The following is a 12,048-nucleotide window of genomic DNA, read 5'->3' as shown; positions in this document are numbered from 1 at the left end:
CTATGGAGCAGAGTAAAAAACTAAGCGCTGGCATCCTTCGAAATGATCGCCTGATGGCCGATGGCCGCACCATTCGCTATTACGACACTTCTGGTCAAAACCGGAGCGCCAAAGATGCCCGTCCTGTAGAAAAACAACCAGCAATAGGTGAACTTCGACTCGATCCCTTGGTGAATGAGTGGATTGCCATGGCATCACATCGCCAAGGTCGAATCTTTTTACCTCCCAAAGAACTCTGCCCCCTCTGTCCAACAACAGGAGAGCTTTTAACTGAGATTCCTGAATCTGATTTTGAAGTAGTTGTCTTTGATAACCGCTCTCCTTCACTTCGCCCTCCAACTGGTGATTGGGCCTTACCTGATCAAGTTGGTCCAGATACAGATTTGGGAAGTGCTGCTGGTAAGTGTGAAGTAATTTGTTTTACAGCAGAACATGGAAATGCATTTAAAGATCTAACGCCTGCGCGCGTGCGCGTTCTACTTGAGGCATGGATTGATCGCACCGCCGAACTCTCCCAAGAGAGCTTTATCGAGCACATTGCACCATTTGAAAACCGCGGAGAAGAGATTGGCGTAACGCTGACTCACCCGCATGGTCAGATTTATGCCTATTCATATATTCCACCTCGTGTTGAAAAGATGTTAGCGGCAGCCAATAAATACAAAACTTCCACTGGAAAAGTTTTATTTGATGAAGTAGTTGCCCGTGAGATTCGCGATGAAGAGCGCATCATCGCCCGCAATGATCGTTGGATTGCATTTGTTCCTTATGCCGCGCGTTATCCATTTGAAATTCATGTTGCACCGCTTAATCCTGTTGCAGACTTAACTGGCCTCACAGATCAAGACCGCGATGCATTTGCTCCCATCGCACTTGAAGTAATGAAACGCCTCGATGGTGTCTTTGGAATTGATATGGCCTATATCGCCGCTTGGCACCAAGCACCTGTCCGTGTTGGCCGCGATGTCTTGCGCTTGCACTGGCAAATCACGAGCGTGCGACGCGCTCCTGGAAAGTTGAAGTACTTAGCTGGATCTGAATCTGCAATGGGTGCATTCATCATGGATATGCGACCAGAGCAATCAGCGGCGCAGTTGCGCGAAGTAGTTTTGTAATGCGGGTTTTAGTAACAGGCGGCACGGGATATATCGGCTCCACGGCCGTAGATATATTGCTCGAGCAAGGTTATGAAATTTCGATTCTGGATGATTGCAGTACGGGTCATGCCGACACAGCGCCAGCGGGTGTGAGTTTTATTCAAGGCTCACTTTTGAACTCCGGAGATTTAGCACAAGCACTTGTTGGTGTTGATGCGGTCATGCACTTTGCAGGTAAATCACTTGTTGGCGAATCTGTTGAAAAACCTGATCTTTATCATCAGGTAAATGTTGATGGAACGCGAAATCTGCTCGATGAGATGCACAAAAGTGGCGTTAAGAAGTTGGTCTTTTCTTCATCTGCTGCCACTTATGGCGAACCTGAACAAGTACCTATTTTGGAAAGCGCACCCACTAAACCTACGAATCCCTATGGTGCTACAAAATTAGCCATAGATCAGATGATTACAGCAGAATCGGCTGCAAGAGGAATTGCTGCAGCATCACTTCGCTATTTCAATGTTGCAGGTGCCCTTAAATCAAAGCGTGGTTGGTTGGCTGAGCGCCACAATCCAGAAACTCATTTGATTCCAAATGTTCTAAGAAGCACTGAGGAAAATCCAGTAAAGATTTTTGGCACCGATTGGCCAACAGCTGATGGAACGTGTGTGCGTGACTATGTGCACGTAGTTGATTTAATTGATGCTCACATTAAAGCTTTAGAAACCCTCACGGCTGGTGTGCATGAGATCTATAACCTAGGTAGCGGTGATGGGTATTCAGTGCGAGAAGTTGTAGCCGCGGCATCAAAGGCTGCAGGGCATCAGATCCCAACAATTGATTCACCTCGTCGCGCCGGAGACCCTGCAGTTCTAATTGCAGATATCAATAAAGCAAAATCAAAGCTTGGATGGGTTCCAACAAGAGGAATTGAAGACATGGTTGCCGATACTTTGGCAGCTTTTAGTTAGGCCTCTGATGCCAGATATTGATAAGAGATTTGTGCAGGCATTTGGCGCTGCTCCAGACATCATCGCTGCAGCTCCAGGCCGTGTTAACTTAATCGGAGAACACATCGACTACAGCGATGGTTTTGTCCTCCCCTTTGCCATTAAAGATAGGACTTTTGCAGCTATTCGTGTGCGAAATGATCGCAAAGTGCGCATCACCTCCATGCAGCGCAGAAACAAAGTTGTAGAACAAAACCTGGATGCAATTAAGCCTGGATTAAAAGGTGAATGGGAGCGCTATCCATTCGGTGTTATCTGGTCACTTGGAATTACAAGCGGCATAGACATCATGATTGATGGACACGTTCCCTTAGGTGCAGGCCTATCCTCATCTGCTGCCCTTGAGTGTTGTGTTGCAACTGCGCTCAATCATCTTTTTTCTCTAGGAAATTCTCTGGAAGATTTAGCGCGCTTAACTCAGAGAGCTGAAAATGAGTACGTTGGTGTGCCATGCGGAATCATGGATCAATCTGTCTCACTCATGGCTCACTCTGGTTCAGCTCTGCTCTTAGATTGTCGTGATCTATCAACCAGACATATTGCATTTGATGTTGCATCTAGTGGCCTTGAACTCCTCATTATTGACACACAAGCCCACCACTCCCTCACCGATGGTGGTTATGCCGAGCGCCGTGCATCCTGTGAATCTGTTGTCGCTAAGTTGGGTATCCCCTCTTTGCGCGAGCTCTCACTGAATCAACTAGCTTCCTCACGTGGCATGCTTACCGAAACTGAGTTTATGAGAGCTCGTCATGCAGTCACTGAGATGAAGCGCGTGATGGATGCCGTAGAAGTTCTTGAGAAGAAAGACTTCGCATCTCTTGGGCTGTTACTCAATCAATCTCATGCTTCACTTCGCGATGATTACAACGTCTCATGTCCAGAACTTAACTGCGCTGTGGATGCATCCTTAGCTGCAGGAGCACTAGGTGCACGCATGGTCGGCGGTGGATTTGGTGGAAGTGCAATTGCACTTATTAACGCTTCACACACAACACAAACCATTGCAGCTGTTGAAAAGGCTTTTGCTGATAAGCGATTTAAAGCACCACGCTTTTTTACTTCACTTCCAAGCCAAGGCGCAGAGGTTATTCAACGGGGGTAATTGAAACTACTTCTACTCCGCCAATTGCACCTAAAACATTGAGTAAATCTGTGGGATCACTTCCGGGAACAGCAACAGTAATGTCGTCATAACCGCGTCCATCTTCAGATTTAAGGACGACTAATCCGCGAATATCTCCGCCGGCAGCACCGATTGCAGATGCCAGTAATCCAAGTGAACCTGGGCGATCTGGAAGAGAGATGCTGAGACGAAATAGGGCCATGGGTAGAGAATACCCTGACCCTATTGCGTCTGCGTTACGAAATTTTTCGATACTGGCTTTAATTAGATGGCGCAGAACCAAGAACAACCTTGAAGCTCTGTGTCATCCCGCTTGGAAGTTCAACTACTACCGTGACAGTGGCTCCGGGTGCATAGGAACGAATTCGAACTATTGCTCCCACCTGATCAGCGATTTTCACGCCATCAATAGATTTGATGATTGAACCAGCAGGGATGCCAGCCTTTTCTGCTGGGTCGCCCGGACTTAACCTAGAAATCTTGGCTCCAACACCTGTATAGGTAGTGTCGAAGAAGATTCCCAAAACTGGTCGCGTTGATTTACCAGTAGCAATTAACTCATCAATTACGCGCTTAGCCTCATTAATAGGAATTGAGAATCCAAGACCGATGCTTCCAGAAACTCCCCCGCTAGATAGCGTTGCGATTGCTGAGTTAACTCCAATGATTCGACCAGCAGAGTCAAGAAGTGCTCCCCCAGAATTACCTGGGTTAATTGCAGCATCTGTTTGAATCGCATTCACATATGACTCAGCTCCTGAGGTGCCAGTTGTTACTGGACGATTCTTAGCTGAAATGATTCCGCTAGTTACCGTGCTCGCAAGGCCAAGCGGTGAACCAATTGCCACAACCGGATCTCCAACACTAATGTTAGAAGAGTTACCGATCTTTATTGTTGGAAGATTACCTTTTTCAACCTTGAGAACAGCTAAATCATAATTAGAATCGCGCCCAACAATAGTTGCTGCAATTGTGTCACCGTTAATGAATTCGACAAGTATTGAACCACTGACCGCCGCCGAGTCAACCACATGGTTGTTGGTGATGATGTATGAAGAAGTTGAACTAGTTTTATAGATTGACCCTGAGCCAGAGCCTGAACCAGTCGGTGCAGTGACTTTTATTGAAACAACTGAAGGCGTAACTAGCGCAGCAATCGACTTGACATCAATTGAAGAAGCGCCGAGCGAGACCAAAGTACGTGATGAGATGCATGTGTCATTAGCAGCCAAGTACATAACTTGTGTCTTCTTGTCAACGCAAGCCTTAACTCCGATTGGGTCAGAATTAGCTGCGGTTGCAACCCCACCAATGGCAGTTGTACCCAATAGAAATCCAACACCAACTTTTACAATGGTCGACTTCATAATCTTCCCTTTTTTCCGTAGTTTTTCATGTGTGACAAGGGTATAAATTCTCTCTTAATGTTTCCTGAGTATCGGCTGATTATTTTAAGCGAGAATTACCCAAGCGCCTTTAACCGCAACCTTGACTTTGCCAAGTGGAGTTTCTGCAGGGCCATTCACAACTTGTCCTGATTTGTTGGGATCAAACTCAGCTTGATGACATGGGCACTTTAATGTCTTGCTGGAAGCTGAATAACTGACCGTGCAGCCTTGGTGTGTACAAATTGCAGAATATGCAAACACACCTTTTTTAGTTCTAAACAGGACTGATGGTGCGCCATTTCCGGCGACAAAATTGTGAACGCCGCCAACTTTGATGGATGCAAGTTTAATAATCTTTGTACCTTTGCCAGCTGCCACATCACTTGTTGCAGGCGCAGCTTTAGCAAAGAACTTGCCCGCTCCTGCAAATGCAACAGCTAGTGCTCCTGTAATACCAACACGTAACACGCTGCGACGCTCTAATGACATTGTTAAAACCTTTCGTTTGCCATTTCCAATTAAGAGTAACAAATAGGACAACCATAAGACTGCATATGCCGTATTGCTTGCCAAGAAGTAGGGAGAGACATTAAAAGTATCAGCAAGCCACAAACCTAGCGACATCAAAAATCCACCGAATGCGGCCAAACGCGGTGCAACCCAGAGAAGTGTGGCAAGTCCGATTGCAAACTCAGAGAGGATCACAAATCCACCCACAAAGCTGGCATGTTCAATCAGCTTTTCAAATGCAAAGCCCACTGGGGACTGGGTTGAAAATCCAGATAGTTGTGTTCCTATGTAAGTATCAGATCCTGGAGTGAGAAAACCTGAATCACTTGCCTTATCCCAACCCGCATATATCCATGTGATTCCAAGCCAGAGGCGCATGACTCTAAAAGCAGGTGCTTGATTGCGCCATGAGGAACTGGCCGTGCGCACATAGCTTTTAATCATGCTCATGAGATACATAGTAAAGGTGAGTCTGAAAAAAGGCTGAGTAGAAAAGCTCCCTGACTTGGATTCGAACCAAGAACCTGTCGATTAACAGTCGACTGCTCTGCCGTTGAGCTATCAGGGATCAATAGAGCGCAAACTCTAGCGCACGCACAGGCCTTGGCTGAAATTGAGGGGTTTTTAAAGGCCCCCGAGCGCCAAATCATGCAGATTTCTACGGGCGTTTTCTAGGGCTACTAATTGCGCAAAAGCTGCGTTGTATTCAATTTCATTTTCAACGGGATTGAGTCGTTGGAGTGATGATTTAAGTTCTGCGATGGAGCGAGATATTGCAACCTCACGCAAGCGAGCAACGATGCTCTCGACGTATGCAGCGCTTGGCTTTCCATCGGCGCGAATGGGTTCAACTGTTAGCTCGGTAAACAAAGTCTTAATGCGCTCATCACTAATGGTTTCTGCAGAAAGTGTAGGGGTCTCATCTATGGTCTTGCGCAGTTCTTTATAGGCAGGATGCGTGAATGCACCTGGTTCAATATCACTCCACAGAGTTCCAGTGAAAAGTGATCCCTCTTGCAATCTCGCTTTTAGAACTTCACGCTCTAGTATCAAACGAGCTTCATTGGGATCTGGTCGCCAATTACTGTTTTCATCAGTTGTTGGCTCAATACTTTCACTCACCTTAGGCTGGCTCTTCATACCTTGAGCAACTGCCTTTGAAACTATCTCAACTTCTGTGCCAAGCCATCCTGCAAGCAAGCGGGTGTATTCAGGGCGAAGTGATTTATCACGAATCTGTGCAACAAGAGGTGCTGCAGCATTAAGTGCATTAACTCGGCCCTCAGCACTATCTAATTTGTGATGAGCAAGTTCAGCGCGGATTGCAAATTCAAAGAGCGGAACTCTGCGAGCGATTAAATCACGCAAAGCTAAATCACCTTTTTGTTGGCGTAGATCGCATGGATCTAAACCATCTGGCTCAACTGCGACAAATGTTTGGGTCACAAACTTTTGATCTTCACTAAATGCACGAAGGGCAGCCTTTTGACCGGCAGCATCGCCATCGAATGTAAAGATAACTTCGCCTCTAAATGAATCATCATCCATCAGCAATCTGCGCAAGATACGGATGTGGTCTGCGCCAAAGGCCGTGCCACATGTAGCAACTGCAGTTGTGATTCCTGCTAATTGAGCAGCCATCACATCGGTATATCCCTCAACTATGACGGCCTGGCGCTTCTTTGCGATCTCTTTTTTAGCTGCATCTAAACCATAGAGAACTTGGCTCTTTTTATAGACCGGTGTCTCTGGAGTATTGAGGTATTTCGGACCTTGATCTTCTTCATCACTTGCAAGTTTTCGACAACCAAAACCAACTACATCTCCAGAGATATCTCTGATTGGCCAGGTTAGACGATTGCGGAATCTATCGATTGGTCCGCGCTGTCCCATCTTTGAAAGTCCAGCAGTTTCAAGTTCATCGATGCTGTAACCCTGTGCGCGTAAATGCTTAGTCAGTGCATCCCATTCATCTGGTGCAAATCCCACACCGAATTTCATACATGCATCTTTATCAAAACCGCGCTTGGTTAGTAAATCTCTACCGTGGGCAGCATCAGGAGAAGTATTGAGTTGTTCTTGATAAAAACGCGCAGCCTCTGTATTTGCTGCAATAAGACGTGAGCGGGCACCGGCAGAAAAAGCGGGAGTGGATGGTCCGCCTTCGTCATAGCGCAATGTGTAACCCATGCGATCTGCAAGGCGTTCAATAGTTTCAGTAAATGTTAAATGATCTATCTTCATCAAGAATGCGATGACATCTCCGCCGGTCTGGCAACCGAAGCAGTGAAAATAACCTTTGCTTGGTGTTACGTGAAATGAAGGAGATTTCTCATCATGGAAAGGACAAAGACCTTTCTTTTGTCCTCCACCGGCGCTTTTTAATTGAACGTATTCCCCTACGATTTCATCAATAGGTGCGCGATCACGGATGTATGCAACATCTTCATCCTTAATACGACCGCTCATAGGTCTATCTTAACGAGAAGCTAACAAAGTGGCATGAAGGGCATATGCGCCAGGGTCAGTTAAGGCTGCTACTTGATCGATAATCACGCGCATACGAGCTATTTCATCGCCTGCTTCATTCCAGCTTTTAAGGAAGAAGGAATCAAGTTCCTGCGGTGCACGAGCACGTAGCATTTCAACGAGTTCGCTGATGATTACCTGCTGCTTGGCATAACGATCCTGTGAGTGCGCAGCATTGATTAAGTAGTGCCCTGCAATGGCCTTTAAGAAATCTACTTCAACTTTTTGTTCACGTGGGATTTCAAGGTCTGCGCTATAGCGAGAAAGTGGACCATCACCATGAATTTTGCGTGTTTCCAACTCTGCAGCGAGAACGAAGCGACCAATAAGCTGGCTTGTTGAATCTTTTAACCGTGCAAGAGAGCGATGTGTTCCATCGTAATAATGTGGCCAAGCAGATAACGCCGATAAACGCTTGTGGGCATCTACTGCTTCTTGCTCAGATGCATCACTTCCATAGTCACGGACCATTACTACATAGAGATCTTCAAAGTCAGTTTCAAAATTCTTAACAGATACTTGATTAGCAAAAATCGCATCCTCTAGATCGTGCACGGAGTAAGCGCAATCATCTGACCAATCCATGATCTGAGCTTCAATACATTTCTTATCAACGGGGGCACCGGTTCGCATCCAGTTAAATACTTCAACATCATCGTCATAAACACCAAACTTGCGAGGATTTTGCGAACGTGGCCATGGATACTTCGTAGCGCCATCTAGTGATGCTCTGGTTAAGTTCAAACCAATACTCTTGCCATCACTATCAACGGTCTTTGCTTCAAGGCGCACCAACAAACGAAAGCTTTGCGCATTTCCTTCAAAGCCACCAAAATCTGAAGCAATATCAGCGAGTGCTTCTTCACCGTTATGACCAAAAGGTGGATGACCTAAATCATGGGCAAGACATGCTGTGTCTTGTAGATCTGGATCAGCACCCAGTGATTCACCAAGTTCGCGGCCAATTTGTGCGCACTCTAACGAGTGCGATAAACGTGTGCGTTGAAAGTCATTTTCCCAAGGAACTGCCACTTGAGTCTTTGCAGCTAATCGGCGAAGGGCAGCTGAATGAATAACACGTGCGCGATCGCGCATGAACTCTGTTCGCCCAGCGCGCTTTGCTGGTTCATCAAGAAATCTCTCTTGATCATGCTGGCTATAGCTCACGGCATAACCTTAGTGAGGATGTCAGCACCGGGTAAATGATCGCTAACTTGGATGCCTCGTCGACCCACAGTTATATGCACCAAATAGGCCCCAGCTTCGCGCAATAAATACTTATAACTTGAGGCAGAAATCGTATTTGGACCATCTTGAACAGGCGAGCATGTACTCACTACACCCTGATCATTTGCCATCGTCATTGCACGTTTGCAGTGATAAGGATCAGTAACGATGATGACATCGCTGACATATCTCTTTTTCATTACCGCTGCATATGCTTTCGTGCTCGTTAAAGTATCTCGGCCTTCTTCAATTGCAGTAATTTTCTTTGAAGGTATGCCATGCGTGCGAAGCCAATACTTTCCTGAGGCAGCTTCAGTCGTGCGATCACCTGGTGCACCAGCGCCCACAGTAATTATTGTTGGCGCGTACCCTAAATCAAATATTCTCTTTGCTTCTTTCAACCTAGCTTCTAACGCTTCACCTGGTCGTCCATTTAATTGCGCTGTGCCCAAAACAACAATGACATCGCCTTGGCGCACAATTGGATTATTTGCTGCACGCCATACTTGAGAAACTGCATAGCCAGGTGCAATCAAAGCAATGAGAACGATAACTGTGATTGTGCGACGAATCCATCTAAAGAGAAACATCTATCCGCCCGAAAATGCATCCTCTAGTTCAACATGAACTAGTTCATCAGGATCATCTAACCAACCATCAGGCAGAGTTGGTGGGCGGCCGTGACTTGTGCGACCACGTGGTTTATCGCCCACTTCCACTGGATATGGCTGATCTTCTAATTGATCTAGCAGAGCACGCATCTCCGCTAGCGAAGAAACCATTCCTAAATCATGGCGAATTTCGCGGGCAACTCTAAAGCCCTTTAAATACCAGGCCATGTGCTTTCGCATATCGCGCATTCCGCGATCTTCAGACTCTAAATACTCAACAATCAAGTTCGCATGTCTAAACATTACTTCGCGCACGTGATGCAGATTTGGAAGACTTTCTTTTTCGCCACCTTCTAGTGCACTCACTAAATCTGCAAACAACCACGGTCTGCCCAAGCAACCGCGACCAACTACAACTCCTGCACACCCTGTTTGCTTGACCATCTCTACGGCATCATTTCCAGACCAGATGTCACCATTGCCTAAAACAGGTACTCCGCTTGGCTTTAAGTGCTCAACTAACTGTGCAATTGCCGACCAATCGGCTTTGCCTTCATACATTTGTGCTGCTGTGCGCGCATGTAGTGCAACCCATGAGACACCTAAATCTGCAGCAGATTGCGCAGCTTCTAAATACGTGTGGTGATCGGTATCAATGCCTATTCGCATTTTTACCGTTACTGGAATCCCAAAAGGTTTTGCTGCTTCAACTGCTGCTTGGACGATATTTGAAAAAAGTTTGCGCTTATAGGGAAGGGCTGCTCCCCCGCCCTTTCTTGTTACTTTCGGAACTGGGCAACCAAAGTTCATATCAATGTGATCAGCTAAATTCTCTTTACCCATCATTGTCACAGCAGCGCGCATAGTCGTTGGATCAACGCTATAGAGCTGCACAGATCTCGGCCACTCATCTTTACCAGGAACAATCATGCGCATGGTTTCTGGGCGGCGCTCTATGAGAGCGCGAGCTGTAACCATCTCGGAAACGAATAGACCAGCACCTTGTTCACGACAGAGCGTGCGAAAAGGTGCGTTGGTGATTCCTGCCATTGGAGCAAGCACAACGGGTGGATCAATTAAATGATCACCACTTGCTAGTGGCAGGAGAAGGGGTTTTAGCAGCCTAGTAATCGCGGTGCCAACCAAGCTTCAACCTGATCAAGGGCGATACGTTCTTGCGCCATTGTGTCGCGATCGCGAATTGTCACTGCATGATCTTCTAAAGTTTCAAAGTCAATAGTGATGCAGTACGGCGTACCGATTTCATCTTGACGGCGATAACGGCGACCAATAGCTCCTGAGTCATCGAAATCAATTGCCCAGTTCTTACGAAGCTGCGCAGCTAAATCTCTGGCCTTAGGTGATAAATCAGCGTTACGTGAAAGAGGAAGAACGGCAACCTTAATTGGTGCTAAGCGATGATCAAGTTTTAGGACTGCACGCTTTTCCATTTCGCCCTTGCTATTAGGTGCTTCATCTTCAGTGAATGCATCCATCAAGAAAGTCAGCGTGCAGCGATCAACACCAGCTGCAGGCTCAATGACATAAGGAGTCCAACGTTCTCCCTTTTCTTGATCAAAGTAGGACAAGTCTTTTCCAGATGCTGCAGAGTGAGCTTTGAGATCAAAATCTGTGCGGTTGGCAATACCTTCTAGCTCGCCCCACTCAGTTCCAGCAAACTCAAATTTGTATTCAATATCTGCAGTGCGCTTTGAATAGTGCGACAACTTCTCTTTTGGATGATCATAAATACGAAGGCGATCAGGATTAATGCCAAGACCGGTATACCAAGCCATGCGCGTATCAATCCAGTATTGGTGCCATTCTTCATCCGTTCCTGGAACTACGAAGAACTCCATCTCCATCTGCTCAAACTCACGTGTGCGGAAAATAAAGTTTCCTGGAGTGATTTCATTGCGGAAAGACTTACCAATCTGACCAATACCAAATGGTGGCTTCTTGCGAGAGGTCGTCATTACTTGATCAAAGTTAATAAAGATTCCTTGAGCAGTTTCTGGACGCAAAAACGCTAGCCCTGATTCATCTTCAACTGGTCCCAGATAAGTTTTGAGCATTCCGCTAAATTGTTTTGGTTCAGTGAACTGACCCTTGTTGCCACAAGCTGGGCAGTTAATATCGGCTAGTGATGACGGCGCTTTTTTGTGCTTAGCTTCATATGCCTCTTCTAGGTGATCGGCGCGGTAACGCTTATGGCATGCGGTGCACTCTGTAAGAGGATCACTAAATGTTGCAACGTGTCCGGATGCTTCCCAGACTTCTTTTGCCAAAATTACACATGAGTCGAGACCGACAACATCTTCGCGGCCTGTAACCATAGATTTCCACCACTGGCGCTTGACGTTATTTTTTAGCTCAACACCTAATGGGCCGTAGTCCCATGATGCACGAAGTCCGCCATAAATTTCAGAGGATGGAAAAACAAATCCTCGACGCTTTGATAATCCAACGATATTTTCTAAACGATCCGTTGCCACAATAATCTCCGTCCGGCTGGCTGTCGGCGAAAAGCAACTGGTGTTACTTCCGTGG

At 46.4% G+C, this 12,048-nt stretch carries 11 protein-coding genes and 1 tRNA gene; 3 read left to right on the top strand and 9 right to left on the bottom strand.

What is annotated here, in order from left to right; genetic code table 11:
- Positions 1–2: 2 nt before the first annotated feature.
- The 3 genes from galT to galK are packed head-to-tail and all read left to right on the top strand — an operon-like array spanning position 3 to position 3,212.
- Positions 3–1,115, top strand: a complete 1,113-nt coding sequence (gene galT, locus A7sIIA15_RS02170) for a galactose-1-phosphate uridylyltransferase (protein WP_095685584.1) — start codon at positions 3–5, stop codon at positions 1,113–1,115.
- Positions 1,115–2,068, top strand: a complete 954-nt coding sequence (gene galE, locus A7sIIA15_RS02165) for a UDP-glucose 4-epimerase GalE (protein WP_095685583.1) — start codon at positions 1,115–1,117, stop codon at positions 2,066–2,068. Before galT ends, galE begins: the two co-directional genes overlap by 1 nt.
- 7 nt (positions 2,069–2,075) lie before the next feature.
- Positions 2,076–3,212 (top strand): galactokinase, encoded by a 1,137-nt coding sequence (gene galK / locus A7sIIA15_RS02160; protein WP_095685582.1) that lies wholly within the window; start codon positions 2,076–2,078, stop codon positions 3,210–3,212.
- On the opposite strand, the gene A7sIIA15_RS02155 is transcribed toward galK, so the two are convergent.
- The 9 genes from A7sIIA15_RS02155 to A7sIIA15_RS02115 all read right to left on the bottom strand — a co-directional run bounded on the left by A7sIIA15_RS02155 (position 3,196) and on the right by A7sIIA15_RS02115 (position 11,993).
- Positions 3,196–3,435: an ACT domain-containing protein gene (locus A7sIIA15_RS02155; RefSeq protein WP_095685581.1), complete on the bottom strand. Its 240-nt coding sequence runs from the start codon at positions 3,433–3,435 to the stop codon at positions 3,196–3,198. The genes galK and A7sIIA15_RS02155 overlap by 17 nt on opposite strands.
- 58 nt (positions 3,436–3,493) lie before the next feature.
- Positions 3,494–4,600: a S1C family serine protease gene (locus tag A7sIIA15_RS02150; protein ID WP_095685580.1), complete on the bottom strand. Its 1,107-nt coding sequence runs from the start codon at positions 4,598–4,600 to the stop codon at positions 3,494–3,496.
- An 84-nt stretch (positions 4,601–4,684) separates the two neighbouring features.
- Positions 4,685–5,581: a Rieske 2Fe-2S domain-containing protein gene (locus tag A7sIIA15_RS02145; protein WP_223298280.1), complete on the bottom strand. Its 897-nt coding sequence runs from the start codon at positions 5,579–5,581 to the stop codon at positions 4,685–4,687.
- Positions 5,582–5,627: 46 nt separating this feature from the next.
- Positions 5,628–5,699 (bottom strand) — tRNA-Asn (locus tag A7sIIA15_RS02140).
- Between the two features lie 56 nt (positions 5,700–5,755).
- A complete protein-coding gene (gene dnaG / locus A7sIIA15_RS02135; protein ID WP_095685578.1) occupies positions 5,756–7,600 on the bottom strand; it encodes a DNA primase in 1,845 nt (614 codons plus the stop codon).
- A 9-nt stretch (positions 7,601–7,609) separates the two neighbouring features.
- Positions 7,610–8,827: a deoxyguanosinetriphosphate triphosphohydrolase gene (locus A7sIIA15_RS02130; protein WP_095685577.1), complete on the bottom strand. Its 1,218-nt coding sequence runs from the start codon at positions 8,825–8,827 to the stop codon at positions 7,610–7,612.
- Positions 8,824–9,477: a YdcF family protein gene (locus A7sIIA15_RS02125; RefSeq protein ID WP_095685576.1), complete on the bottom strand. Its 654-nt coding sequence runs from the start codon at positions 9,475–9,477 to the stop codon at positions 8,824–8,826. Before A7sIIA15_RS02125 ends, A7sIIA15_RS02130 begins: the two co-directional genes overlap by 4 nt.
- Positions 9,478–10,629 (bottom strand): tRNA dihydrouridine synthase DusB, encoded by a 1,152-nt coding sequence (gene dusB / locus A7sIIA15_RS02120; RefSeq protein WP_095686426.1) that lies wholly within the window; start codon positions 10,627–10,629, stop codon positions 9,478–9,480.
- Positions 10,614–11,993 (bottom strand): glycine--tRNA ligase, encoded by a 1,380-nt coding sequence (locus A7sIIA15_RS02115; RefSeq protein ID WP_095685575.1) that lies wholly within the window; start codon positions 11,991–11,993, stop codon positions 10,614–10,616. Before A7sIIA15_RS02115 ends, dusB begins: the two co-directional genes overlap by 16 nt.
- Positions 11,994–12,048: the final 55 nt, after the last annotated feature.

The organism is Candidatus Planktophila vernalis, from assembly GCF_002288185.1.
Taxonomy (GTDB): Bacteria; Actinomycetota; Actinomycetes; order Nanopelagicales; family Nanopelagicaceae; genus Planktophila; species Planktophila vernalis.
Note: the sequence above shows the minus strand (reverse complement) of the source record. Positions and strands in the feature narration are given on the sequence as shown.

What these genes read in the sequence shown, in the direction of transcription:
- galT (WP_095685584.1), top strand. Translation starts at nt 3, where the DNA reads ATGGAGCAGAGTAAAAAACTAAGCGCTGGCATCCTTCGAAATGATCGC.
- galE (WP_095685583.1), top strand. Translation starts at nt 1,115, where the DNA reads ATGCGGGTTTTAGTAACAGGCGGCACGGGATATATCGGCTCCACGGCC.
- galK (WP_095685582.1), top strand. Translation starts at nt 2,076, where the DNA reads ATGCCAGATATTGATAAGAGATTTGTGCAGGCATTTGGCGCTGCTCCA.
- A7sIIA15_RS02155 (WP_095685581.1), bottom strand. Translation starts at nt 3,435, where the DNA reads ATGGCCCTATTTCGTCTCAGCATCTCTCTTCCAGATCGCCCAGGTTCA.
- A7sIIA15_RS02150 (WP_095685580.1), bottom strand. Translation starts at nt 4,600, where the DNA reads ATGAAGTCGACCATTGTAAAAGTTGGTGTTGGATTTCTATTGGGTACA.
- A7sIIA15_RS02145 (WP_223298280.1), bottom strand. Translation starts at nt 5,581, where the DNA reads ATGAGCATGATTAAAAGCTATGTGCGCACGGCCAGTTCCTCATGGCGC.
- dnaG (WP_095685578.1), bottom strand. Translation starts at nt 7,600, where the DNA reads ATGAGCGGTCGTATTAAGGATGAAGATGTTGCATACATCCGTGATCGC.
- A7sIIA15_RS02125 (WP_095685576.1), bottom strand. Translation starts at nt 9,477, where the DNA reads ATGTTTCTCTTTAGATGGATTCGTCGCACAATCACAGTTATCGTTCTC.